This is a genomic window from Curtobacterium sp. NPDC089185, assembly GCF_040685235.1.
In the GTDB taxonomy this organism is placed as follows: domain Bacteria; phylum Actinomycetota; class Actinomycetes; order Actinomycetales; family Microbacteriaceae; genus Curtobacterium; species Curtobacterium citri.
This window is the reverse complement of the sequence record NZ_JBFBHK010000002.1, coordinates 113,512-137,801: the sequence shown is the minus strand read 5'-3', so window position 1 is coordinate 137,801 and position 24,290 is coordinate 113,512. Positions and strand designations below refer to the sequence as shown.

24 protein-coding genes are annotated in these 24,290 nt (G+C 72.4%); 7 read left to right on the top strand and 17 right to left on the bottom strand.

Annotated elements, in window-relative coordinates:
* Window positions 1-122: 122 nt before the first annotated feature.
* Window positions 123-1,457, top strand: coding sequence for an ABC transporter substrate-binding protein (locus AB0N84_RS02580; protein WP_069712836.1), 1,335 nt, complete (start codon window positions 123-125; stop codon window positions 1,455-1,457).
* Window positions 1,458-1,641: 184 nt separating this feature from the next.
* Here AB0N84_RS02580 and rarD read toward each other — a convergent pair whose 3' ends face one another.
* The gene (rarD, locus tag AB0N84_RS02575; RefSeq protein WP_363543553.1) at window positions 1,642-2,604 is read right to left on the bottom strand and encodes an EamA family transporter RarD; all 963 of its coding nucleotides are present in this window, start codon (window positions 2,602-2,604) and stop codon (window positions 1,642-1,644) included.
* Window positions 2,605-2,723: 119 nt separating this feature from the next.
* Window positions 2,724-3,020: a co-chaperone GroES gene (groES, locus tag AB0N84_RS02570; protein ID WP_056121496.1), complete on the bottom strand. Its 297-nt coding sequence runs from the start codon at window positions 3,018-3,020 to the stop codon at window positions 2,724-2,726.
* A 158-nt stretch (window positions 3,021-3,178) separates the two neighbouring features.
* On the opposite strand from groES, the gene AB0N84_RS02565 reads away from it, so the two are divergent.
* Window positions 3,179-4,381, top strand: a complete 1,203-nt coding sequence (locus AB0N84_RS02565) for a class I SAM-dependent methyltransferase (protein WP_363543550.1) — start codon at window positions 3,179-3,181, stop codon at window positions 4,379-4,381.
* 138 nt (window positions 4,382-4,519) lie between these two features.
* Here AB0N84_RS02565 and AB0N84_RS02560 read toward each other — a convergent pair whose 3' ends face one another.
* The 4 genes from AB0N84_RS02560 to tsaB all read right to left on the bottom strand — a co-directional run bounded on the left by AB0N84_RS02560 (window position 4,520) and on the right by tsaB (window position 7,587).
* A complete protein-coding gene (locus AB0N84_RS02560; protein WP_363543548.1) occupies window positions 4,520-5,293 on the bottom strand; it encodes a DUF4190 domain-containing protein in 774 nt (257 codons plus the stop codon).
* Between the two features lie 92 nt (window positions 5,294-5,385).
* Window positions 5,386-6,441: a tRNA (adenosine(37)-N6)-threonylcarbamoyltransferase complex transferase subunit TsaD gene (gene tsaD / locus AB0N84_RS02555; RefSeq protein WP_182045403.1), complete on the bottom strand. Its 1,056-nt coding sequence runs from the start codon at window positions 6,439-6,441 to the stop codon at window positions 5,386-5,388.
* The gene (gene rimI / locus AB0N84_RS02550; protein ID WP_289457956.1) at window positions 6,428-6,964 is read right to left on the bottom strand and encodes a ribosomal protein S18-alanine N-acetyltransferase; all 537 of its coding nucleotides are present in this window, start codon (window positions 6,962-6,964) and stop codon (window positions 6,428-6,430) included. Before rimI ends, tsaD begins: the two co-directional genes overlap by 14 nt.
* Window positions 6,961-7,587 carry a tRNA (adenosine(37)-N6)-threonylcarbamoyltransferase complex dimerization subunit type 1 TsaB gene (tsaB, locus tag AB0N84_RS02545; RefSeq protein ID WP_182045402.1) on the bottom strand — a complete coding sequence of 209 codons (627 nt, stop codon included), beginning with the start codon at window positions 7,585-7,587 and terminating at the stop codon, window positions 6,961-6,963. The genes rimI and tsaB overlap by 4 nt, the downstream gene beginning before the upstream one ends.
* A 166-nt stretch (window positions 7,588-7,753) precedes the next feature.
* Between tsaB and AB0N84_RS02540 the strand changes: the two genes are divergently transcribed.
* Window positions 7,754-7,909 (top strand): hypothetical protein, encoded by a 156-nt coding sequence (locus AB0N84_RS02540; RefSeq protein ID WP_363543545.1) that lies wholly within the window; start codon window positions 7,754-7,756, stop codon window positions 7,907-7,909.
* A gap of 15 nt (window positions 7,910-7,924) precedes the next feature.
* On the opposite strand, the gene tsaE is transcribed toward AB0N84_RS02540, so the two are convergent.
* The 5 genes from tsaE to glmS are packed head-to-tail and all read right to left on the bottom strand — an operon-like array spanning window position 7,925 to window position 12,914.
* Window positions 7,925-8,431, bottom strand: a complete 507-nt coding sequence (tsaE, locus tag AB0N84_RS02535) for a tRNA (adenosine(37)-N6)-threonylcarbamoyltransferase complex ATPase subunit type 1 TsaE (protein WP_182045401.1) — start codon at window positions 8,429-8,431, stop codon at window positions 7,925-7,927.
* Entirely contained in the window at window positions 8,428-9,588 is a 1,161-nt protein-coding gene (gene alr, locus AB0N84_RS02530; protein WP_363543542.1) for an alanine racemase, read from the bottom strand. The genes tsaE and alr (AB0N84_RS02530) overlap by 4 nt, the downstream gene beginning before the upstream one ends.
* Window positions 9,585-10,688 (bottom strand): alanine racemase, encoded by a 1,104-nt coding sequence (alr, locus tag AB0N84_RS02525; protein WP_069712828.1) that lies wholly within the window; start codon window positions 10,686-10,688, stop codon window positions 9,585-9,587. Before alr (AB0N84_RS02525) ends, alr (AB0N84_RS02530) begins: the two co-directional genes overlap by 4 nt.
* Window positions 10,685-11,059 (bottom strand): holo-ACP synthase, encoded by a 375-nt coding sequence (locus AB0N84_RS02520; protein WP_363543540.1) that lies wholly within the window; start codon window positions 11,057-11,059, stop codon window positions 10,685-10,687. Before AB0N84_RS02520 ends, alr (AB0N84_RS02525) begins: the two co-directional genes overlap by 4 nt.
* 7 nt (window positions 11,060-11,066) lie before the next feature.
* Window positions 11,067-12,914, bottom strand: a complete 1,848-nt coding sequence (glmS, locus tag AB0N84_RS02515) for a glutamine--fructose-6-phosphate transaminase (isomerizing) (RefSeq protein ID WP_363543538.1) — start codon at window positions 12,912-12,914, stop codon at window positions 11,067-11,069.
* Between the two features lie 71 nt (window positions 12,915-12,985).
* Here glmS and AB0N84_RS02510 point away from each other — a divergent pair, with 71 nt between their 5' ends.
* Window positions 12,986-13,471 (top strand): glutathione peroxidase, encoded by a 486-nt coding sequence (locus tag AB0N84_RS02510; protein WP_363543536.1) that lies wholly within the window; start codon window positions 12,986-12,988, stop codon window positions 13,469-13,471.
* A gap of 121 nt (window positions 13,472-13,592) precedes the next feature.
* Entirely contained in the window at window positions 13,593-14,537 is a 945-nt protein-coding gene (gene coaA, locus AB0N84_RS02505) for a type I pantothenate kinase (protein ID WP_069712824.1), read from the top strand.
* A 150-nt stretch (window positions 14,538-14,687) separates the two neighbouring features.
* On the opposite strand, the gene glmM is transcribed toward coaA, so the two are convergent.
* From glmM to AB0N84_RS02475, 6 genes are all read right to left on the bottom strand, one after another.
* Window positions 14,688-16,058 carry a phosphoglucosamine mutase gene (gene glmM, locus AB0N84_RS02500; protein WP_182045397.1) on the bottom strand — a complete coding sequence of 457 codons (1,371 nt, stop codon included), beginning with the start codon at window positions 16,056-16,058 and terminating at the stop codon, window positions 14,688-14,690.
* A gap of 22 nt (window positions 16,059-16,080) precedes the next feature.
* A complete protein-coding gene (gene rpsI / locus AB0N84_RS02495) occupies window positions 16,081-16,566 on the bottom strand; it encodes a 30S ribosomal protein S9 (RefSeq protein ID WP_069712822.1) in 486 nt (161 codons plus the stop codon).
* 36 nt (window positions 16,567-16,602) lie between these two features.
* Window positions 16,603-17,049: a 50S ribosomal protein L13 gene (gene rplM / locus AB0N84_RS02490; protein WP_069712821.1), complete on the bottom strand. Its 447-nt coding sequence runs from the start codon at window positions 17,047-17,049 to the stop codon at window positions 16,603-16,605.
* Between the two features lie 309 nt (window positions 17,050-17,358).
* Window positions 17,359-20,496: an ExeM/NucH family extracellular endonuclease gene (locus AB0N84_RS02485; RefSeq protein WP_363543533.1), complete on the bottom strand. Its 3,138-nt coding sequence runs from the start codon at window positions 20,494-20,496 to the stop codon at window positions 17,359-17,361.
* 106 nt (window positions 20,497-20,602) lie between these two features.
* The gene (locus AB0N84_RS02480) at window positions 20,603-21,349 is read right to left on the bottom strand and encodes an MBL fold metallo-hydrolase (protein ID WP_363543531.1); all 747 of its coding nucleotides are present in this window, start codon (window positions 21,347-21,349) and stop codon (window positions 20,603-20,605) included.
* Window positions 21,346-22,236 (bottom strand): tRNA pseudouridine synthase A, encoded by an 891-nt coding sequence (locus AB0N84_RS02475; RefSeq protein WP_182045450.1) that lies wholly within the window; start codon window positions 22,234-22,236, stop codon window positions 21,346-21,348. The genes AB0N84_RS02480 and AB0N84_RS02475 overlap by 4 nt, the downstream gene beginning before the upstream one ends.
* A gap of 217 nt (window positions 22,237-22,453) precedes the next feature.
* Between AB0N84_RS02475 and AB0N84_RS02470 the strand changes: the two genes are divergently transcribed.
* Window positions 22,454-23,455 (top strand): ATP-binding cassette domain-containing protein, encoded by a 1,002-nt coding sequence (locus AB0N84_RS02470; RefSeq protein WP_363543529.1) that lies wholly within the window; start codon window positions 22,454-22,456, stop codon window positions 23,453-23,455.
* Window positions 23,452-24,288 carry an ABC transporter permease gene (locus AB0N84_RS02465; RefSeq protein ID WP_363543527.1) on the top strand — a complete coding sequence of 279 codons (837 nt, stop codon included), beginning with the start codon at window positions 23,452-23,454 and terminating at the stop codon, window positions 24,286-24,288. The genes AB0N84_RS02470 and AB0N84_RS02465 overlap by 4 nt, the downstream gene beginning before the upstream one ends.
* The last annotated feature ends 2 nt before the right edge of the window (window positions 24,289-24,290 follow it).

Below are 24,290 nucleotides of genomic sequence, written 5' to 3'. Positions count from 1 at the left end.
AGGTGTCGATCCTGGACACACACGCGAAACACTTCGGCCCTAGTTTTCTCGGCAACCCACGCGGAGGTGACCGCGCTCGACCCGATGCGGTTGGGCCTCCGCGCAGAGAAAGGGCTCCACGGATGACCAGAACCACCCGTGCCACCACGGCACTGGCAGTGGCGGGAGCGGCAGCGCTCCTCCTCGCCGCGTGTTCCACCGGCGGCAGCGCCGAGTCGACCTCCTCCGCGTCGGCAGGCGGTGCGAAGAAGGACCCGGCAGCCAGCTGCAAGGCACCCGACACCCCCGGTACCGACGCGCTGAAGATCGGCACGATCCTGCCGCTCACCGGCACGCTGTCGTACCTCAACCCGCCGGCCGAGTCCGGTGTCGGCCTCGCGGTCGAGGACATCAACGCCGCGGGCGGCGTGCTGGACAAGGACGTCAGCATCGACCCCGCCACCGACTCCGGTGACAGCAACGACATGACCGTGTCGAGCTCCGCGGCGACGAAGCTCGTCAACGCCAAGGTCCCCGTCGTCATCGGCGCCGAGTCGTCCAGCGTCACGCTGAACGTCATCGACCAGCTGACGAGCAACTGCATGGTGCAGATCTCGCCGGCGAACACCGCGACCGACCTGTCGGGCTACTCGTCGCACTACTACCGCACCGCTCCGCCGGACTCGGTCCAGGGCTCGGCGCTCGGTCAGCTCATCACCGGTGACGGCAACGCCACGGTCGCGTTCCTGGTCTTCAACGACACCTACGGCACGGGTCTCCGCGACACCGTCCAGAAGGCGGTCGAGGACTCGGGCGGTCAGGTCGTCTACGGCGGCAAGGGCAAGGGTCAGGAGTTCCCGCCCGGACAGACGACGTTCTCGTCCGAGGTGACGGCGGCCCTCGCGGCCAAGCCGGACGCCATCGTGGTGCTCGCCTTCGACGAGACGAAGTCGATCATCCCCGAGCTGAAGTCGCAGAACGCCGACATGGCGAAGATCTACATGTCCGACGGCAACACGGCGGACTACTCGAAGGACTTCGACCCGGGCACCCTCGAGGGCGCCCAGGGCACCATCCCCGGTGCGAGCCCGAAGGACGAGCTGAAGCAGCGCCTGGCGGACTTCTACAAGAAGTCGTCCGGCAAGGAGCTCGCCGACTACTCGTACGCGGCCGAGTCCTACGACGCCACCACCCTGGCCGCGCTGGCCGCGGTCAAGGGCAAGGGCACCGACTCCGGGACGATCCAGGCCAACATGGCCGCGGTCTCCGGTGCGGACGGCGGCACCGAGTGCTCGACCTTCGCCGACTGCAAGAAGCTGCTCGACTCCGGTGAGGACATCCACTACACCGGCCCGTCCGGCATCGGTCCGTTCGACAGCAAGAACGACCCGTCGAGCGCCTACATCGGCATCTACAAGTTCGACGGCGACAACAAGCCCGTCTACCAGACCGCGATCCAGGGTTCGGTCTCGAAGTAACACCGCTCGACGTCGGCCCCGGACCTCTCGCAGGTCCGGGGCCGACGTCGTTCCCGCGAGACTCGCGTCCGCGGACAGTTTCGCGGGCGCGGTACCGCGAAACTGCCCGCATGGCCGAGTCTCGGCACAGCGCTCCGGACCGCGCGCGGGCACCGAGGCGGACGGGAGGCGCGCCCCGCCTCCGTCAGGCCGGCTCGACCGCCGCAGGTGCGGACGTCCGGCGCCGCGCTGCCCGGGCGGCCGCGAAGCTGTCGACCGTGAGCACCACGAGCGCCACCCAGACGATGCCGAAGCCGATCCACCGGGCGGGCGGCATCGCCTCGTGCTGCACGACGACGCCGACGAGCAGCTGCAGGACCGGCGCGAGGTACTGCGTCAGCCCGAGCGTCGACAGGCTGACCCGCCGCGCGGACGACGCGAACAGCAGGAGCGGCACCGCCGTCGCCGGGCCGGTCAGCACCGTGACGACGGCGTGCGGCCACCCCTCGCTCGTGAACGTCAGGCCTCCCCCGAGTCCCGTGACCCCGAGCACGACGAGCGCACCGACCGCGATCGGCAGCAGCCACGCGGTCTCGAGCGTCAGCCCGCTCAACGCGTCGACCGTCCCGCCGACGCGCTTCTTGACGAGGCCGTACAGCCCGAACGAGAACGCCAGCACGAGCGAGATCCACGGCACCTGCCCGTAGCCGATCGCGATCACGACGACGGCCGCGACGCTGATGCCGACCGCCGCCCACTGTGCCGGCCGCAAGCGCTCGCGGAGGACCACCACACCGAGCGCGATCGTCACGAGCGGGTTGATGAAGTAGCCGAGCGCCGCCTCGACCGTGTGGCCCGTCGTCGTCGCGGCGACGTACACGGTCCAGTTCACCAGGATGAGCACCGCGGCGAGGCCCATGACGAGCACCACCCGACGCTGGGCGAGCAGGGAGCGCGTTCGGAGCCAGGAGCGGGTGACGGCGATCGCGACCGCGCAGAACACCAGTCCGAAGACGATGCGCCAGGCGACGATCTCGAACGCGCCGGCGGGGCTCATCGCCGCGAAGAGCAGGGGCATGAGGCCCCAGAGGCCGTACGCCACGATCGCCTGGACCACGCCGACGGACGCCTCGCTGCGGACCGGTCGGGCCGGCGTCGGTTCACTCACGGAACCATCCTAGGAAGGCGGTCGGACGCTGCGGAGCGGCACCGCGCCTCCCGGCCGTCACCGGACGCAGGAACGCCCCGCCGGCTGGGAGCCGGACGGGGCGTTCGTGGGGCGTGAGCTCAGTGCTCGATGACCGCGAGGACGTCGCGCGCCGAGAGGACGAGCAGGTCCTCGCCGGAGTACTTGACCTCGGTGCCGCCGTACTTCGAGTAGATGACCTTGTCGCCGACGGCGACGTCGAGCGGGACGCGGTTGCCGTTGTCGTCGATGCGACCCGGACCCACGGCGACGACCTCGCCCTCCTGGGGCTTCTCCTTCGCGGTGTCCGGGATGACGAGACCGGAAGCGGTGGTCTGCTCCGCCTCGACCTGGCGGATGACGATGCGATCCTCGAGCGGCTTGATGGTGACGGCCACGGTGACCTCTTCTTTCTCGGTACTGACTCGGTACAGATGGGAACCGGTTGGCACTACGCACAGGAGAGTGCCAACGCGAGTCTAGGGACAGTCTGGCACTCGGTCAATCCGAGTGCCAGCACTCGGCCGGGCTCCCGGCGACCTGCGAGGATCGTAGGGTGGAAGCCGCCGATCTCGCCCAGTTGCTGACCCCCGAGGGGATGGCCCTGCTCGACCGTACCCCCGGTGTCTCGGACGGGGGCGAGATCGTCCGCGTGGTCTCGCGGCTGCGCGCCGAAGGGCACGACCCCGGTCTCGTGGCCGCCGTCCTCACGCAGGCGAAGCTGCGACAGAAGGCCCGCGGGAAGTTCGGCGACTTCGCCGGGCGCATGCTCTTCACCGAGGCCGGACTCGAGCAGGCGACGCGGCTGCAGGTCGCCGCACAGCACGCCGGACGCTTCGCCGCCGCCGGCCTGACGCGGGTGGCCGACCTCGGCTGCGGCATCGGCGGAGACGCGATGGCGATGGCCGCGCTCGACCTCGACGTCACGGCGGTCGACCGCGACGAGGTGACCGCGGCCGTGGCGACGCACAACCTGGCGCTCTGGCCGAACGCGCGCGTCGAGCTCGGTGACGCCGCCGAGTTCGACCTGTCCCGCGTCGACGGCGTGTGGATGGACCCCGCGCGTCGGACGGCCGGGCACGCGAACACGAAGCGCCTCGCCGACCCGGACGACTGGTCGCCCTCGCTCGACACCGTCTTCGCTGCGGCCACGACGACCCCGACGGGCGTGAAGCTCGGCCCGGGCATCGACCGCGACCTGATCCCCGACACCCTCGAGGCGCAGTGGGTCTCCGTCGACCGCGAGGTCGTCGAGCTCGTCCTCTGGTCGGGCCCGCTCGCCCGCGCCGGCGTCCGGCGCGCGGCGACCGTCATCGGTGCCCACGGGATCGCCGAGCTCACCGGTCCCGCCGACGCGGAGGACGTCGAGGTCGGCCCGGTCGGCACCTACCTGTACGAGCCCGACGGCGCCGTCATCCGCGCCCGGCTCATCGGCGACCTCGCCCGGTCCCTGGACGGCCGGATGCTCTCGGACGGGATCGCCTACGTCACCTCGGACCGGGCCGTCACGACACCCTTCGCACAGGGGTTCCGGGTGCTCGACACGATGCCGCTCGACGTGAAGCAGCTCGCCGCCCGCCTGGCCGCCGAGGACGTCGGCACCGTGGAGATCAAGAAGCGCGGGGTCGACGTCGATCCCGCGCAGTTCCGGAAGCGGTTGCGGCTGCGGGGGCGCCGGTCGGTCACGCTGGTGCTCACCCGCCTGGAGGGACGGCACACCGCGGTCCTGTGCGAGCGGCTCGCCGGGGTGGCCGGGTAGGGCGCGGGAGCGAGACAGCGCGGGTTTCGAGACGGTGCGGGTCCGGCGTCGGTTGCCGGGTCGGTCGCCGTGTCTCCTCCGCAGGAACGACAGGACCCCGCGAACCGTTCGCGGGGTCCTGTCGTTCTCGCGGAGTGGTCAGCCGATGAAGGCGCCCGAGTCGTAGTCGTACGAGTCGGAGTAGCCGTGCGACGAGGCGATCGCGATGATGAAGACGACCGCGAACAGCACGTACAGCCCGGTCAGGACCCACCCGCCGATGATCCCGGCGAGCGCCAGGCCGCGGCCGGCCTCACCGGACTGCTTGATCTTGCCGAGGGCGATGTGGCCCATGATCGCGCCGGCCGGGCTCGACAGGATGACGAGCGGCCAGATGATGATGCCCGCGTAGGCGAACACGATGGACAGGATCGCCAGCGTGTTCGTCCGCGGACGCTGCGCGTAGGGCTGGTACCCGCCGGTGGCGTAGGGGTTGCCGCCCTGCTGCTGCGCGTACGGGTTGCCCTGGGGCTGCGCGTACGGGTTGCCCTGGGACTGCTGCGCGTACGGGTTCGCGCCCGCCTGACCGTAGGGCGCGCCCGTCGGCTGCTGCCCGTACGGCGTCTGCTGGCCCTGCGGCGCCTGCCCGTACGGGGCCTGCTGCCCCGGCTGGGGCTGCTGCCCGTACGACGACGGGCCCTGCTGCCCCTGGGGCGCGGTGGAGCCGCCGGTGACGCCCTGGGCCGCGGTGCCCTGACCGGACCGCGACCACGGGTCCTGCGCGCTGCTCGACGGCGCCGACATCGGGGGCTGGTACGCACCCGACTGCTGCCCGTCCTGGTGCCGGGCGTCGGGCTGCTGGCCGTCGCGCTGTTGGCCGTCGGGCGACCCGTTCGACTCGCCCGGCTTCGGCCACTGGTTCTGATCGGACACCGTCCACCCCTCCTCGGCGCCCGGTCGGCGCCCGAGAGGATCCTCCCACAAGCGCCTCCGCCCGGTCTCGGCAGCCCGGCCGGGCCCGCCGGTCAGACCTGGACGGTCGTCACCGGCAGGGTCGAGTCGGCGGCGATCCCGAGGTCGCTCGGCGCGTGCCCCTCGGCCACCAGACGCGCACCGATCGCGGCGATCATCGCGCCGTTGTCCGTGCAGAGGTCGAACGGCGGGATCCGCAGCGCGACGCCGGCGGCAGCGCACCGCTCCTCGGCGACGGCGCGGAGCCGGGCGTTCGCGACGACCCCGCCGCCGAGCAGCAGCCGGTCGACGCCGGTGTCCCGGCACGCGGCGAGCGCCTTCGTGAGGAGGACGTCCACGACGGCCTCGCGGAACGACGCCGCGACGTCCGCGACCGGCACCTCGCGGCCCTCGTCGCGGCACTTCTCGACCCAGCGCGCGACGGCCGTCTTGAGTCCCGAGAACGAGAAGTCGTACCGGTGCGCCGCCATGTCCTTCGGCAGCGTGAGGCCGCGGGGGAAGCGGATCGCGGTCGGGTCGCCGTCGGCAGCCGCCCGGTCGATCTGCGGGCCGCCGGGGTAGGGCAGGCCGAGCAGCCGCGCGACCTTGTCGAACGCCTCGCCCGCGGCGTCGTCGATGGTCTCGCCGAGCAGTTCGACGTCGCCGACCAGGTCGCGCACGAGCAGCAGCGAGGTGTGCCCGCCGGAGACCAGCAGCGCCACGGTCGGCAGCTCGATCGCGGTGTCGTCCGCGCGCAGCACGTCCGCGCCGACGTGCCCGACGAGGTGGTTCACCCCGTACAGCGGCTTGCCGGTCGCGACCGCGAGCGCCTTGGCCGCGCCGACCCCGACCATGAGCGCACCGGCGAGCCCCGGTCCCGCGGTCACCGCGACCGCGTCGAGCTCGTCGAGCGTCACGCCCGCGCGCTCGAGGGCCTCGTGCAGGGTCGGGGTCATCGCCTCCAGGTGGGCCCGCGCCGCGACCTCGGGCACGACCCCGCCGTAGCGCGCGTGCTCCTCCATGCTCGACGCGATCACGTTGGCCAGCAGGGTGGTGCCGCGGACGATGCCGATCCCGGTCTCGTCACAGCTCGTCTCGATGCCGAGCACCAGGGGTTCAGTCGCGCTCACCGAGGGTCTCCTGTCCGATGGGTCCGGGGCCGGTCGGCGCGGGTGCGAGCGTCGCCCGCATCACCCACGCGTCGACACCGTCCGGCTGGTAGTAGCGGGGGCGGACGGCGATCTGCTCGAAGCCGGCCGCCGTGTACATCGCCTGCGCGACGGGGTTGTCGGCACGCACCTCGAGGAACACCTCGTGCACCCCGCGCCGACGGGCCTCGTCGAGCAGTTCCGTGAAGAGCGCCCTGCCGATCCCCCGCCCCCGCTGCTCGGCAGCGACGGCGATGGTCTGCACGTCGGCGACGGGGTTGCCGGCGAGCGAGGACAGCCCGGCGTAGCCGACGACCGTCGGGGCGCCGTCCTCCGTGGTCTCGACCACGACGTAGTACCCGTGCGGCGACCACAACTCGCCCGCCATCTGCGACGCCGACCAGGCGTCCGTAGGGAACGAGGCGTGCTCGAGCCACATGATGTCGTCGAGGTCCTGCGGGACCGCCCGGCGCATCCGCAGTCCGTCCGCCGACGGTCCGGTCACCGGACGACCCGCTTCGGGGCTCCCGGCACCGTCACGTCGGGGTCGCGCAGGTACAGCGGGGTGTCGTCCGCGAAGGGCGCGCCGGAGGCGAGCCGGTCTGCGGCGATCGCCCCGAGCCTCCCGGCCGGCACCGTCGCGACCGTCACCCGGTCCCAGCCCACCGCGTCCGGACGGGAGGCACGGATCGCCTCGTCCAGGTCCGCCGGCCTGGCGAGTCCCGGACCCGCCACCCGTGTGCCGGTCCGGTCGTACGCGCTCCAGTAGACCTCGCGCCGACGCGCGTCCGTCAGGACGACGAACGGGCCGTCCTGGGCCTGGTCGGCCGCGATCGCGTCGTGGCTGACGAGGGGCAGGACGGGGACGCCGAGGGCGGCGGCGAAGGTCCGCGCGGCGGCGATGCCGACGCGCAGCCCGGTGAAGGGACCGGGGCCCGTGCCGGCGACGACGCCGGTGACGTCGGCACCGGTGATCCCGGCCTCGGCGAGGACCTCGGCGAGGAACGGCCCGACGACCTCGGCGTGACGGCGGGAGTCGTCGGTGCTGCGCTCGGCGACGGTCCGGCCGGTCGTCGGGTCGACGACCGCGACGGAGGTACCGGCGGACGTGTCGATGGCGAGGAGCACCCGTCCATCGTAGGTGGGACCGCGCCGCCAGGTTTGTGAGCAAGCGTTTGCAGAATCACCGTCGGTCGAGTAGGAATACTCTCCGGTGATGTTCTGCCGGACACATGCAGAGCACACGCGACACGAACAGGAAGGACACCCGATGCCCTGGACCCCTCGTACCGCCGTGCACCGAGACCCCGACCAGTGGCGCCGTCGCGGGCTGACCCCGCCCGCCGAACTCGAGGCGCTCGTGCACGCCCGGGTGGGGTGGCTCCCCGTCGCCGAGCCGAGCTACGCCGACTTCTTCATCGATCCGACCGCTCGCCTTCCCGGCGAGTGACCACCGCGGGACCCGTCAGAGTGCGGTGTCGGCCCACCGCGCGCCGGTGGCGGTGACGACGACCCGCCGGGGCTCGTCCGGCACGTCGTCCGGGTCGAGGTCGTCCGTCGACGCGTCCGCCCCGGTCGCGCGGACGATCTCCACGTCGAGCACGGCGTCGGAGATGCCGTCGACGAACCCGCGGCCCCACTCGACGACCACGATCGCGGCGTCCCAGTCGAGGTCGAGGTCGTCGAGCTCGACCGGGTCGCTCAGGCGGTAGGCGTCGACGTGCACCAGGTCCGGCCCCGCCGAGGTGGGGTGGGTCCGGGCGAGCACGAAGGTCGGGCTGGAGACCTGTCCGCGTGCGCCGAGCGCCGCGCCGAGGCCGCGGGTCAGCGTCGTCTTGCCGGCTCCGAGCGGCCCGGTGAGGACGACGAGGTCCCCGGCACGCAGGACCGCGGCGAGCCGGGCGCCGAGCGCGCCCATCTCGTCGGTCGTCGACACCGTGGTGTCGAGCAGCACGCGGGGGGCGTCCGTCACGGCTGCTCCCGCAGGTAGTCGCCGACGCGCCCGCCGACCTCGTGTCCGACGACCTCGCGCGGGACGCGGGCGCCGATGCGGCACGTCACCTCCTCGCCGATCGTGCCGAGCGCCTCGCCCCACTCGAGGACGGTCATCTCGCCGTGCTCCCCCGTGCCGAAGAGCACGACGGGGTCACCGACCCGGACCTCGTCGTCGCCGACGTCGACCAGGAACTGGTCCATGGCGACCCGACCGGCGATCGGGTACCGCTTGCCGGCGATCGTGACCTCGATCCGCCCCTGCGCCAGGCGCGGGACACCGTCCGCGTAGCCGACCGGCACGAGGGCGAGCGTCGTCTCCGCGCTGGTGCGGTACGTGTAGTCGTACGAGACGCCGGTGTCGACGGGCACGCGCTTCGTCTTCGCGACCGAGGCCGTCAGCGTCATCACCGGCTCGAGCCCGAGGTCCGCGGCGGAGACACCGTCGGCACCGGGGATGCCGAACAGGTTGGCGCCCATCCGGACCATGTCCTTCCGGAACTCCTTGCGCTCGAGCCCGGCGAGCGACGCCGCGACGTGCTCCATCGGCAGGTCGAGCCCGAGGTCCTCCGCCGCCTCGACGGCCCGGTCGAACACCGCCACCGCGGCGCTGTCGTCGTCGTCGGAGGACTCGGCGAGGTGCGTGTACGCGGCGACGACCTCGATCCGACCGGCACGCTGCGCCTGCACGGCCAGGGACACCAGGTCGGGCCAGACGTCGGCCGTCGCGCCGTCGCGGTGCAGACCGGAGTCGACGCCGAGGTGCACGCGCGCGGGACGCTGGTCGACGGCGTCGACGACCCGCTGCAGCTCGGCGACGTTCGAGACGCCGAGGTCGATCGCCGAGTCGATCGCGTCCCGGAAGTCGAGCCCGGGGTCGTGCTGCCAGGTGAAGAGATGGACGTCCTCGCCGATGCCGATCGACCGCAGTCGCAGCGCCGCGGGCACCGTCAGCACCCCGATCCACCGGACCCCGGCATCGACGGCGGCGAGGGCGATCGGCTCGAGGCCGTGCCCGTAGGCGTCGGCCTTCATGATCGCCATGACCTCGACCGGTGCCATCCACCCGCGGACCAGGTCGAGGTTCGACCGGTACGCGTCGAGGTCGATCCGGGCCCGGCGCAGCGGCGCGTTCACGTCGTCCTCCGTTCCACGCTGCGGCCGACCCTCGCGACCACCTCGTAGTTGATCGTGCCGATCGCGGCCGCCCACTCCTCGACGGCCGGGTCGCCGTCGGCGGGGTCACCCCAGAGCACGGCCTCGTCGCCGACCCGGACGTCCGCGTCACCGATGTCGATGTGCATGGCGTTCATCGCGACGCGTCCGACGACGGGGAAGCGACGGTCGCCGATGCGGACGGACACCCGGTTGCCGAGGTCACGGTCGAAGCCGTCGGCGTAGCCGAGCCCGATCACCGCCAGGCGCGTGTCCGTCTCCGCCCGCCAGGTGTAGCCGTAGCTCACGCCCTCGCCCGCGGCGACCGGGACGGTCCGGAGCACGGCGGCGGTCACGCGCATCGCCGGGCGCAGCCCGAGGTCGGCGGACGAGCGGTCGGCGAACGGGCTCAGGCCGTACAGCGCGAGCCCGACCCGGGCGGCGTCGTGCCGCGTCTCGGGCACCGCGATGCTCGCCGCGCTCGCGGCGAGGTGCACCACGTCCGGCACGATGCCGTTCGCCGCGAGCCCGTCGAGGGCCCGCTGCAGCGCGGCGTCCTGGTCGAGGTCGTCCGCGCGCGAGGCGTTCGACAGGTGCGACATGAGCCCCTCGACGCGCGTACGCCCACCGGACCGGGCGATGCGTCCGGCGGTCGCGAACAGCTCGGCCCACTCGGACTCCACGGCGCCGTTGCGGCTCAGGCCGGTGTCGACGCAGACGTGCACGGCCGGCACCTCCGAGTCGGCTGCCGCAGCGAGCTGGGACACGCTCGAGACCGCCGGGGTGACGTCGTACTGCGCAGCCCGGCGGAAGTCCTCGTCCGGGGCGTGCAGCCACGAGAGGATCCGCACGCCCTCGTCGATCCCGGCGCGGCGGAGCGCGATGCCCTCGTCGACGTCCGCGACCCCGAGCCACTCGGCGCCCGCGTCGACGAAGGCCCGTGCGGCGTGGAGCGCACCATGGCCGTACGCGTTCGCCTTCACGACCGCGATCACCCCGGCGGGCGCAACGCGCTCGGACACGGTCACGTAGTTGGCGATCAACGCTTCGCGGTCGACCGTGATGCCGGTGAACGCGGTCATGCGCTCCCCCCTTCGATGACGACGAACGCCGTCGCGATGCCGCCGTCGTGCGACAGCGACAGGTGGACGTCCGTGACGCCGCGGCCCGCCGCCACCCGACGGGCCCCCTCGTGCAGGGTGAGCGACGGGTTCCGCTGGTCGTCGGCGACGACCTCGAGCTCCTGCCAGCTCAGTCCCGCGCTCGACCCGAAGGCCTTGATGAGCGCCTCCTTCGCCGCGAACCGCGCGGCGAGCGACGACACCGGACGCGGTTCGCCGTCACGCAGCAGCTCGGCGGGGGTGAACAGCCGGGTGCGCAGTGCCGGGGTGCGTTCGAGCACACCCCGGAACCGCTCCGTGTCGACGACGTCGACCCCGATGCCGATGATCACGTCCGACCTACTCGACGGTGACCGACTTCGCCAGGTTGCGTGGCTGGTCGACGTCGAGGCCCTTGGCGGCGGCGAGCTCCATGCCGAACATGTGCAGCGGCGCGACGGCGAGCAGCGGCTCGAACAGCGGCGTGGCGAGCGGGATGCGCAGGACCTCGTCGGCGAAGGGCAGCACGGCGGCGTCTCCTTCTTCGGCGATGGCGATCACCCGGGCGCCGCGGGCGCGGATCTCCTGGATGTTCGAGACGACCTTCGGGTGCAGCGAGCGCGGGTCGCGCGGCGACGGCACGATGACGAAGACGATCTGCCCGGGCTCGATCAGGGCGATCGGACCGTGCTTGAGCTCACCGGCGGCGAAGCCCTCGGCGTGGATGTAGGCGAGCTCCTTGAGCTTGAGCGCACCCTCGAGCGCGATCGGGTAGCCCACGTGGCGACCGAGGAACAGCACGCTCCGGGTGTCCGCCATCCACTTCGCCAGCTCGGCGATGCCGGATGCGTCGTCGATGGTCTGCTGCAGCTTCGGCGCGAGTCCCTCGAGCTCGGCGACCTGCTCGGCGACCTGCTCGGCCGTCAGCGTCCCGCGCAGCGTGGCGAGGTGCAGCCCGAGCAGGTACAGCGCCACGCCCTGGGCGATGAACGCCTTCGTGGACGCGACGGCGACCTCCGGCCCGGCGTGCGTGTAGATCACGGCGTCGGACTCGCGCGGGATCGTCGCGCCCTGCGTGTTGCAGATCGAGAGCACCTGCGCGCCCTGCTCGCGGGCGTACTTCACGGCCATGAGCGTGTCCATGGTCTCGCCCGACTGGCTGATCGAGACCACGAGGGTGCGCTCGTCGAGCACCGGGTCGCGGTAGCGGAACTCGTGCGCGAGCTCGACCTCGACCGGCACGCGGGCCCACTGCTCGATGGCGTACTTGCCCAGGGTCCCGGCGTAGGCCGCGGTGCCGCAGGCGATCACGATCACGCGGTCCACCTGCTGCAGGCGCTCGGCGATCGGGTCGAGGTCGGTCAGCGTGACGGCACCGTCGTGCACACGGCCGAGGATCGTCTTCGCGACGGCCTCGGGCTCCTCGCTGATCTCCTTCGCCATGAAGGAGCTCCAGCCGCCCTTGTCGGCGGCCGACGCGTCCCAGCTGACCTCGAACTCGTCCGGGGTCGCGGGGCTGCCGTCGAAGTGCACGACCTCGACCCCCTCGGGACGGATCGTGGCGATCTCGTCCTGCCCGATCGCGAGCGCGCGCTGCGTGTAGGCGACGAACGCGGCGACGTCCGAGCCCATGAAGTTCTCGCCGTCGCCGAGGCCGACCACGAGCGGGGAGTTGCGGCGGGCACCGACGACGACGCCCGGCTGGTCGGCGTGCACGACGAGGAGCGTGAAGGCACCCTCGAGCCGCTGCACGGCCTGCTGCATGGCGGCCGTCAGGTCGCCGGTCTCGCGGAAGGACCGCGCGACGAGGTGCGCCGCGACCTCGGAGTCCGTCTCGCTGGCGAACGTCACACCCTCGGCGAGGAGCTCCTCCTTCAGCGGGGCGAAGTTCTCGATGATGCCGTTGTGGATGAGGGCGAGCTTGCCGCCGTCCGCCAGGTGCGGGTGCGCGTTGCCGTCGGTCGGACCGCCGTGCGTCGCCCAGCGGGTGTGCCCGATGCCCGTGGCACCGTCGGCGACGGGGTGCGCCTCGAGCTCGTCGACGAGGGCCTGGAGCTTGCCCGCCTTCTTCGCCGAGACCAGGTCGCCGGTTCGGTCGACGACGGCGATGCCGGCAGAGTCGTAACCGCGGTACTCGAGCCGACGGAGGCCCCCGAGGAGGACCTCCTGGCTGCTCCCGGTGCCGACGTAGCCCACGATTCCACACATGCGGACGATCCTACGGTCTGGCTGACCGCCGACCCTGCGAAGCCGCGGGTGGCGGGGATAACGTTCCGATCATGGGACGCTTCGACGACATCGCGATCACGACGCTGCACGGCGAGCAGACGACGTTCGGGCAGTACGCCGACAAGGCGGTGCTCGTCGTGAACGTCGCCTCGCGGTGCGGGCTCGCACCCCAGTACGAGCAGCTCGAGGCCCTGCAGAAGGCCTACGCCGAGCGCGGCTTCACCGTCCTCGGCTTCCCGAGCAACCAGTTCCTGCAGGAGCTCGGTTCGTCCGAGGCGATCGACGAGTACTGCTCGACCACGTGGGGCGTGACGTTCCCGATGTCCGAGAAGGTCAAGGTGAACGGCAAGGGGGCCCACCCGCTCTACCAGGCGCTCAAGGAGACCCCCGACGCCTCCGGCAAGGCCGGCCGGGTGAGCTGGAACTTCGAGAAGTTCCTCGTCGCCCCCGACGGCTCCGTCACGCGCTTCCGTCCCACCACGAAGCCGGACGCCCCCGAGGTCGTCGCCGCCATCGAGGCGGCCCTGCCCGCCTGACCTCCGGTCCACGTGCCGGGTCGCGTCCTGCGGACAGGCACCGTGCCCCGGACGGGAGGCGCGCACCACCGCGGCCCGTCCGCTCACCTGCTCCGCGCCTCCCGTCGGTACGCTCGTGCCCATGCCGATCACGGAGACCGCCGTCGCGCACCCGACCCCGTTCGTGGAGATCCCGCGCGACGAGTGGTCCCAGCTGGCGCCGAGGGAGCACCTGTCGCTCACGGAGACCGAGGTCGTGCAGCTGCGCGGCCTGGGCGACCGGCTCGACATGCAGGAGGTCCAGGAGGTCTACCTGCCCCTCTCGCGGCTGCTGACGCTGTACGCGGCGGGGGCGCGGGACCTGCACGCGGAGACGAGCCGCTTCCTCGGCGAGCGGGCCGGTCGGACACCGTTCGTCATCGGTGTCGCCGGATCGGTGGCCGTCGGCAAGTCGACCGTCGCCCGACTGCTCCGCGAGCTGACGAAGCGCTGGCCCGACACCCCGCGCGTGGAGCTCGTCACGACCGACGGCTTCCTGTACCCGAACGCCGAGCTCGAGCGCCGCGGGATCATGGACCGCAAGGGCTTCCCGGAGTCGTACGACCGCCGGGCCCTGCTGCGGTTCGTCAGCCAGGTGAAGAGCGGCGCGACCGAGGTCCGTGCGCCGTTCTACTCGCACCTGGTCTACGACATCGTGCCCGACGCGGAGATCGTCGTGCGGCAGCCGGACGTCCTCATCGTCGAGGGGCTCAACGTGCTCGCGCCGCCGGTGCACGGGCGGCTCGCGCTCTCCGACCTCTTCGACTTCACCATCTACGTCGACGCGAAGACGAAGGACATCGAGTCCTGGTACGTCGACCGGTTCCTGGCCCTGCAGGAGGAGGCGTTCTCGAGCCCCGACTCGTTCTTCCACCGGTTCGCCTCGTTGTCGCGCGAGGACGCGGTGCGGACGGCGACCGAGGTGTGGCGGGCGATCAACGAGCCGAACCTGCTCGAGAACGTGCTGCCGACGCGCTCCCGGGCGACCCTCGTGCTCAAGAAGGGCGCGAACCACAAGGTGTCGTCGGTGCTGCTCCGCAAGATCTGACGCGGGGGCGTCGGCGCGACGCCGTGGTCCTCCGCGCAACCGAAAGCACCCCGCGCCACGCGATCACGTGGTTCGGGGTGCGTTCGGTTGTGCGGAAGCAGCCCGCGCCGCCATCCGTCGATGCCGCGGCAGCGCGCCGGAGCGCGGCGCTCATGCCGCGATCGCCAGCCGGTCACGCACGACGTCCGCGAGCTCCTCGGCGACGCGCTCGGCGTCCTCCTGCGAGGCGGCTTCGACCATCACGCGGACGACCGGCTCGGTGCCGGACGGACGCAGCAGCACCCGCCCGGAGTCCCCGAGCGCCGCCGTGGCCGCGGCGACCGCGTCCTGCACGCCCTGGTCCTCGAGCCCGTGGCGGTCGACGCCCCGGACGTTCAGGAGCACCTGCGGGAAGACGGTCATGCACGACGCGAGCTCCTGCAGGCTCTTGCCCGTGCGCGCCATCTCGGCAACCAGGTGCAGCCCGGTCAGGACCCCGTCGCCGGTGGTCGCGTAGTCGTTGAAGATGATGTGGCCGGACTGCTCGCCGCCGAGCGAGAACCCGCCCTCGTTCATCTTCTCGAGCACGTAGCGGTCACCGACGCCGGTCTCGAGCACCGTGATGCCCGCGTCCGCCATGGCGCGCTTGAGGCCCAGGTTCGACATCACCGTCGCGACCAGCGTGTCGTCCTTCAGGTGGCCGCGCTCCTGCAGCGACAGCGCGAGGATCGCCATGATCTGGTCGCCGTCGACCGCGTTGCCCGCGGCGTCCACCGCGAGGCACCGGTCGGCGTCGCCGTCGTGCGCGATGCCCACGTCGGCGCCGTGCTCGAGCACCGCCCGGGCGAGGTTGTCGATGTGCGTCGACCCCACGCCGTCGTTGATGTTCATGCCGTCCGGCTCGGCGCCGATCAGGGTCACGCGGGCACCCGCGTTCACGAACACCTCGGGCGAGACGCCGGCGGCCGCACCGTTCGCGCAGTCGAGCACGACGTGGAGACCGTCGAGCCGGTGCGGCAGCGTGCCGAGCAGGTGCACGACGTAGCGGTCCTCGGCGTCGGCGAACCGGGTGATCCGGCCGACCTCGCCGCCCGTGGGGGTGGGCGCGGACTGGTCGTGCATGGCCGCCTCGATGCGGTCCTCGACCTCGTCGGGCAGCTTGCGGCCGCCCGTCGCGAAGAACTTGATGCCGTTGTCGGGCGCCGGGTTGTGCGACGCGGAGATCATGACGCCGAAGTCGGCGTCGATGTCCGCCACCAGGTACGCGGCGGCGGGCGTGGGGATGACCCCGGCGTCGAGCACGTCGACGCCGGCGGAGGCGAGCCCGGCCGCGACCGCGGCACCGAGGAACTCGCCGGAGACGCGCGGGTCGCGCGCCAGGACCGCACGGGGGCGCGGTCGACCGGACGCCCGGCGGGCGTCCGCATGGTGTCCGTGCGTGAGCACGGCCGCGCTGGCCTGGGCGAGACCCAGAGCCAGCGCGGCCGTCAGCTCGCCGTTGGCGAGTCCACGAACACCGTCGGTACCGAACAGACGCGGCATTGCGATCGGGTTCGTCGCGCGACTAGCGCTTCGAGAACTGCGACGCCTTGCGGGCCTTCTTGAGACCGGCCTTCTTGCGCTCGATGACGCGGGCGTCACGGGTGAGGAAGCCGGCCTTCTTGAGGGTGGCGCGGTTGTTCTCGCGGTCGATCTCGTTCAGCGCACGCGCGATCGCGAGGCGGAGCGCACCGGCCTGACCCGAGGGGCCACCACCGGTGATGCGGGCGACGACGTCGTAGGCGCCGAGGAGCTCGAGCACCTTGAACGGGTCGTTGATGAGCTGCTGGTGCAGCTTGTTCGGGAAGTAGTCCTCGAGCGTGCGGCCGTTCACCGTGAAGGAGCCGCCACCGGGGACGAGGCGGACGCGCGCGATGGCCTCCTTGCGGCGCCCGACGGCACCGCCCGAGACGTTGAGGATCTGGCGGGGAGCGGCCTCGGACGCGACGGGCGCGCTCTCGGTGGTGAAGCTCTCCGGGGTCTGGTCGAGGGAGTCAGCGATCTGAGCCATGAGTTTTATCAGTCCTTGAAGTCGTCGTGGCCGGAACTACTGTGCGACCTGGTCGAAGGTGTACGCCTTGGGCTGCTGCGCGGCGTGCGGGTGCTCCGGGCCGGCGTAGACCTTGAGCTTGCCGAGCTGCTCACGGCCGAGCGTGTTCTTCGGCAGCATGCCGCGGATCGCCTTCTCGACGGCGCGGGTCGGGTGCTTCTCGAGCATCTCCGGGTAGGAGGTCGCCGTGAGGCCGCCCGGGTAGCCCGAGTGACGGTAGTAGACCTTCTTCGCGAGCTTGGAGCCGGTGAGGGCGACCTTGTCCGCGTTGATGATGATGACGTAGTCACCCATGTCCATGTGCTGGGCGAAGGTGGCCTTGTGCTTGCCGCGCAGGAGCGCCGCGGCGTGGGTGGCGAGACGGCCGAGGACGACGTCGGTCGCGTCGATGACGATCCAGTCGTGCTGGACGTCTGCCGGCTTCGGGGAGAACGTACGAGTCACAGGAGTGCTGCTTTCGTGTCGAGGTGAGGAGTCCGTGAATCCCGCTCCGGTGGGTGTTCCGCGGGCGATGCTCGTGGAACTGCCCGGTGGAGGGCTCATCTGACTGTCCGGCGCACGGGGCGCACAGACCAAGGTGAGAGCCTACCCGACGCGGCTCGCCTTGTCGAACGCCCCTGACCGACGGACGGGAGGCACGGTGCGGGGCCGCCACGCGCCTCCCGTCCGTCCGGTGGTCACCACCCCGGGGAACGCGACACCGCACCCGTCGATCGACGGGTGCGGTGTCGCGTTCGACGTGCGTTCAGCGCGTCAGGCGGCGCGGGCCGCCCGACGACGACGGGTCACGATCAGCCCGGTGCCGGCAGCGAGCAGGAGCAGCGCGGTGGCGAGGCCACCGGTGAGCTCCGCGCCGGTGAACGCCAGCTCGCCCGTCGCCGGGTCGATCCGGATGTCGGTCCAGCCGACGAGCGACCCGTCGGCGGCGGTGACGGCGAGGCGGTGCGACCCGGTCGTCGTGCCGACCGGGATCGTCACGCGGACGGTGCCGTCGGCGGCGACCACCTCGGTGCCGAGGAGCACCGCGTCGGAGTACAGCCACACCGAGATCCGCTGCCCGGCGAGCGCCGAGCCGACACCGACCGTGATGGTCTCGCCGGCACGGGCCGAGGCCGGCGCGGTGATGCTGCCACGGTTCGCCTCGGTCAGCGACGACCCGGCGGGAGCGACGGGCGTCTGGCCGGCGCCGGGGGTGGTGCCGGTGCCGTTGCCGTTGCCGTTGCCCGGAGCGGGCGTCTCGCCGTCACCCGGAGCGGGCGTCTCGCCGTCACCCGGAGCGGGCGTCTCGCCGTCACCCGGAGTCGGGGTCTCGCCGTCACCCGGGGTCGGGGTCTCGCCGTCACCCGGGGTCGGGGTCTCGTCCGCTGCCAGGTCGAAGCCGACCAGGATCGGGTCGTGGTCGCTCGCGCGGTACACGTCGTCGCGGTACAGGTCCGTGACGTTGTAGTCGTAGCGGCTGTACTCGAGGCCCACCGACTCGGTCGAGTTGATGTTCCAGATGTCCACGCCCGTGACGGCTGCGAGTGCGGCCGGGGAGGCGAGCACGTGGTCGAGCGAACCGCTCAGGCCGCTGAAGACGTACGAGTACTCGGTCGAGTCCTTCGCCGGACCGAGGTCCGTGTAGCCGGCGTCACGCAGGACGACCATCGGGTCCTCCTCGCTGTACGCGTTGAAGTCGCCGAGCATGAACACGCGGTCCGTGCCGTACTTCTCCTGCTCGGTGGTCGAGAAGGCGGCGAGCGCCTGGGCCTGCCGGACGCGGTCGGCGTTCGAGGCGCCCTGGCCGTCGCCCTGGTCGGCGTTCTCGCCCGTGCCCGACCCCTTCGACTTGAAGTGGTTCGCGATCACGAGGAAGTCGTCGGCGGCCGTCCCGCCGAGCGGGCGGAAGGCGTCGGCGACGGGCTGCCGGGCGTTCACGAACGCCGGGTCGTCGAGGATGGTCGACTCGCCGACCGGTGCGACCCGGTCCTTCTTGTAGATGAGCGCGAGACGGATGACGTCCTCGCTCGCCGGGACCTTCGCCGGGGAGGGGACGTACGCCCAGGTGTCCTGGCCGGTCGCGGCGTTCAGCGCGGCCACCAGGGTCGCCACAGCGGCGTCGCGGTCCTGACCGAAGCGCTTCGAGTTCTCGATCTCCTCGAGCGAGACGACGTCGGCGCCCAGGGCGTTGATCGCCTTCACGATCTTCACCTGCTGGCGCGCGAGGTCGTCGGCGTTCGCCGCACCGCGGGCGTCGCAGCCGCCGCGGACGGTCACGGGGTCGCCGTCACGGTCGGTGTAGTACGTGCAGCCGGTGAGCTGGTCGCCCGTGGTCGGGAAGTAGTTCAGCACGTTGAACCCGGCGAGCTTGAGGTCCCCGCCGACGTTCTCCGGCGCCGCGGTGCGGACGTTCGAGAACGCTGCGGGCAGGTCCGCCGCCGGGGTCGCGCCGGTGATCGGCGTCGTCGGCTGGAACTTCCACGCGTCGTTGCGGTAGTCGAGGACGACCGGCTCCGAGAACGTGGCGGCGGCACCGACGGTGACCGGGCCCTGGGTGAGCCAGGACACCGGCACCGACTGGTTCGCGGCGCTGAGGAAGTTCGTGCTCGCGCCGTCGTCGAGGACGACCTTGCGCGCGGCGTTGTCGGCGACGACCGCGGCGTACTCGGCGCTGCCCGGGCGGGCGACCTCGGTCGGCTGGATCAGGCGCTTCGCCCCCGCGGCGAGCGCGATCTCGCCGTACTGGTTCGTCGTGTAGTTGTCGGCGACCGTGTAGTCACCCTGCGGTGCGACGAGCATGCTCTCGAGCGACTCGCGCTGGGCGTCCGTGCGCGGCAGGGTCAGCGTCGCCGGGACCGGCTGCACGACGCCCGCGGCGGGGAGCTCCTCGACGTCGGCGGTCGAGGCGACCTCGAGCTCGGTGAGGCCGTTGTACTCGGCGACCGTGCCCGTGAGGCGCACGGCGTCACCGATGGCCACGCTGCCCGCGGTCGCGGCGGAGAACACGAACACGGCGTCCGACGCGGTGTGCGTGGCGAGGTCGACCGCACCGCCGGTGCCGGCGGTCTGGATCGTGTAGCCGTTCAGGCCGCCCGTGGCGTAGACCGCGGTCACGACACCGTCGGTGACGACCCGCTTGCCGACGTACGGCGAGGCGGTGCCGGTGCCCTGCAGCTGCGCGATGGTGACGGCCTCGGCGGGGCCGGCCGGCGTGCCGGGGTCGGTCGGCTCGGGGTCGGTCGGCGTGGTGCTGCCCGTCTCGCCCGCGGCGTTCGTCGGGGTCAACGACTCGGTGACCGTGAAGTCGGTGCCGTTGACGTCGGTGTCCGTCGCCCCGGCCCGGGTCAGGCCGTTCGGCACGTTGTTGGCACCGGTCACGGACCGGACTGCACCCTCGTACGTGTTCGACGCACCGTAGCCGAGCAGGTCCACGACACCGGGCGTACCCGTCGCGACGGGGCCGGCGGGGAGCGCGAGCGCAGCCGTGGTGTTCGACAGCGCGAGGGTCCCGGTGGTGCCCGAGGGGTTGATCGAGGCGGTGTCGTCCGCGGTCGGCAGGTCGGCGCCCACCGCGGTCGCGCCACCGTTGCCGGTCATCGACACCAGGAACGTGCCGTTCGCGGGCACGGTGCCCTCGAGCGCGCTCGTCGAGAAGTTCCCGGTGCTGGTCGCCGCGCGGTACTGGAGCGACCAGCCGGCGAGCGACACCGGCGACGCGGTGGGGTTCGTGATCTCGACGAACTTCTCCTTGTAGAAGGCGTTCGCGCTGCCGCCCTTGAGGTACGCCTCGCTGATGACGAGGCCGGTACCGGCGGGGTCCGCGAGGGCGGTGGAGACGGAGACGAGTGGGGCGGCGACGAGCGTCGCAGCGACCGTGGCGCACAGCACGGTGCGCCGCAGGAGATTGGGCATGCTGACCTTCGGCAGGAGGAGGGGGACTGCACCACGCTAGACACCTGATCGGTCGCTCAGGTTTCCGGCAGGTGAACGATCCGGTCCACCCCCGTCGTGGGCACGGTCAGCCGCCGACCGGCACCCACTCGCGCCCGACCCGGTGCACCGCGGGACCGTGCCCCGGCAGCACGACCTCCGGGTACGGCAACGCCCGCGCCGACGCGAGCGCCGCGTCCTGGTCCGCCGTGAAGAACGGCGTGATCATCCGCGGCCGGGGCTGCCAGGACCGCGGGAGCGTGTCGTGGTGCGTGACGACCGCGTCGCCCGTCACGATCGCCCCCGCGGCGGGGAGCAGGTACGCCGTGGAGCCGGCGGTGTGCCCGACGGCGGGGAACGGGGTCACGGCACGCTCGGCGAAGTCGGCGCCCGTGAACGCCCGCGCGGTCGGCACGGTGACCGGTCGCAGCGCGTCCGAGCCGATCGCCCGCGCGAGCCACCGGAGCGTCCGGGGTGCCGCCAGCCGCCCGCCGATCTCCGCGGGCGTGACCTGCTGCCGCCCGGGCCCGCGGACGTTGTCGAGCTCGTCCGCGTGGGCGAGGACCTCGACGTGCGGGAACCGCTCGAGGATCCCGGGGAGGCCGCCGACGTGGTCGACGTGCCCGTGCGTGACGTAGACGCGTCGCAGGTCCCCGAGGTCGTGTCCCGCCCACCGCACGGTGTCGAGCACGAGGTCGGTGTCGGCCGGGTAGCCGGCGTCGATCAGCGCGACGCCGTCCTCCTCGGCGAGGACGACCCAGTTCGACACCGGTCCCTCGACGAAGACGACCCCGGGGCCGACGGAGACGACGGAACGCGGCCTGCGGGAACTCATCCCCCGACGGTACCGGCGCCCGGCTCGTCGTCCGACCGGCGCGCACGGGTCTGCGTCGCACGTGCCGCGAGCTCGTCGTCCGCCGGGTAGCCGACCTCGGTGAGCGTGAGCCCGAGGGCCGGCGCGACCGCGAACGCGCTGGTGCGCTGTTCGGCGACCCGGAGTTCCTCGAGCCGGTCCGGGCCGAAGCGGCCCTCCCCCACGGCGATGGTCGCGCCGACCATCGCACGCACCATGGAGTGGCAGAAGGCGTCGGCCTGGAGGCGCGCCACCAGTACGCCGTCCGGCTCGCGGTCCCAGCGGAACTCCTGCAGCGTCCGGATGGTCGTGGCACCCTCGCGCGGCTTGCAGAAGGTCGCGAAGTCGTGCAGCCCGAGCAGCCGGAGCGCACCGCGCTCCATCGCCGCCGGGTCCAGACGCGTCGGGTGCCAGAGCGTGTGCCCACGACGACGGGGATCGCGCGGGGCGTCGGCGTCCGCGACCCGGTACTCGTAGCGCCGCCAGAGCGGGGAGAACCGCGCGTCGAACCCGTCCGGCGCGACCGAGGCCCGCCGCACGACGACGTCGCCCGTCGGCGCCGCGATGCCGTTGATCCTCCGGACCAGACCGTCGAGCGACGTGCGCGGCGGCCCGTCGGGCGAGGACCGCCGCGGGCGGGTCAGGGCGCCCCACTGCTCGGCGGTCAGGTCGAGGTGGGCGACCTGCCCGGTGGCGTGCACGCCCGCGTCCGTGCGTCCCGCGACCGTGAGCAGCGGCGGCGCACCCCAGCGGGTGAACACGGTCGCGAGGGCCGACTCCAGCGCACCCTGCACGGTCCGCAGCCCGGGCTGCCGGGCCCAGCCCGAGAACGCCGCACCGTCGTACGCGACGTCGAGGCGCAGCCGCACCCCGTCCGTGCCCGTGCCCGTGCCCGCAGCACCCGATCCGTCCGTCGCGTCCGTCCCGTCCACGGGAGCGAGCGTACCGGGGGCGACCAGGGCCTCCCGGCCGCCCCGCGCCCCGACCGGGGCCGACCGCCGGTGTCAGCGCGTGTCAGTGCCGCGTCAGTGGCGCGTGAGCGCCCGGCGGCACCATCGACACCGACATCGACGAAAGGACCTCCCGATGACCACCACACCCCTCGCGGTCGAGGCCACCGGCCTCGTGAAGACCTTCGGGTCGAACCGTGCCGTGGACGGCGTCGACCTCCGGGTCGAGGCCGGGACCGTCTACGGCGTGCTCGGCCCGAACGGCGCCGGCAAGACCACCACCATCTCGATGCTCGCCACGCTGCTCGTGCCGGACGGCGGCGAGGCCCGCGTCTTCGGCCACGACGTCCGGCGCGACCCGCAGACCGTCCGCTCCCTGATCGGCGTGACCGGCCAGTACGCCAGCGTCGACGAGACGCTGAGCGCCACCGAGAACCTCGTCATCTTCGCGCGACTGCTCGGGCTCTCCCGCACCGACGCGAAGCGCAAGGCGGTCGAGCTGCTCGAGCGCTTCGGGCTGTCCGAGGCGGCGTCGCGTCCGCTCAAGAAGTTCTCCGGGGGCATGCGCCGCCGGCTCGACCTGGCCGCGAGCCTCATCGCGCAGCCGCCGCTCATCTTCCTCGACGAGCCGACGACCGGCCTCGACCCGCGGACCCGCGCGCAGATGTGGGACACGATCCGCGAGCTCGTCGCGACGGGGTCCACCGTCGTGCTCACCACGCAGTACCTCGACGAGGCCGACCAGCTCGCCGACCGCATCGCGGTGATCGACCACGGCCGCGTGGTCGCCGAGGGCACCGCCGACGAACTGAAGTCGTCGGTCGGCACGGCCTCGTTGCAGCTGCGGCTCGCGGATGCCGACCCGATCGCGATGGCGACCGCCGCCGCGCTCGTCGAGCGGGTGCTCGGCACCCCCGCGGTCGTCAGCCCCGAGGGCGCGCGTCTCACGGCCCCGATGACCGCACCCGACCGCGTCACCGACCTGCTCGTGTCGTTCCGCGACGCGGGCGTCTCCCTCGCCGAGATCAGCGTCCAGAAGCCGACGCTCGACGAGGTCTTCCTCACCATCACCGGCTCGCCGGCGTCCGCGGACGCCGAGACCGAGTCCGAGCGCGCGCTCGAAGGGAGCCTCGCATGACCACCCTCGCCCCGACACCCACCACCACGTCGTCGCCCCGCGTGACCCCCCGTCCCGGCATCGGCGGCACCGGCCTCGCCGCGACCGTCCGGCAGTCGTTCACGATGGCCTACCGCGGGCTCGTGAAGATCCGGCGCACGCCCGAGCAGCTGTTCGACGTCACGCTCATGCCGATCGTCTTCACCGTGATGTTCACGTACATCTTCGGTGGCGCGATCTCCGGTGACGTCGGCAGCTACCTGCCCGTCATCATCCCCGGCATCCTCGTCCAGACGGCGATCACGTCGTCGATCGTCACGGGCGTCCAGCTCCGCGAGGACATGGACAAGGGCGTGTTCGACCGCTTCCGGTCGCTGCCCATCGCCCGCATCGCTCCGCTCGCCGGTGCCCTGCTCGCCGACACCGTGCGGTACGCCATCGCGACGACGATCACCTTCGTGGTCGGGATCGTGATGGGGCTGCGTCCCGCCGGCGGTCTCGGTGCGGTCCTGCTCGCGGCGCTGCTCGTCATCGTGGTCGCCTGGGCGATCAGCTGGGTCTTCGCCTACTTCGGTGTCATCGCCCGCACCGCCTCGAGCGTCTCGGGCATCGCCAACCTCGTGCTCTTCCCGCTGACCTTCCTGTCGAACGCGTTCGTCCCGACGGACACGCTGCCGGCCTGGCTGCGCTGGTTCACCGAGGTCAACCCGGTCTCGCACCTCATCACCGCGGTGCGCGACCTCGTCAACCACGGCACGATCGGCGGGGACCTGTGGCTCAGCCTGCTGGGCGCCGCGGTGATCGTCGCGGTGTTCGCGCCGCTGACCGTCCGGGCCTACATGCGGAAGGCCTGACG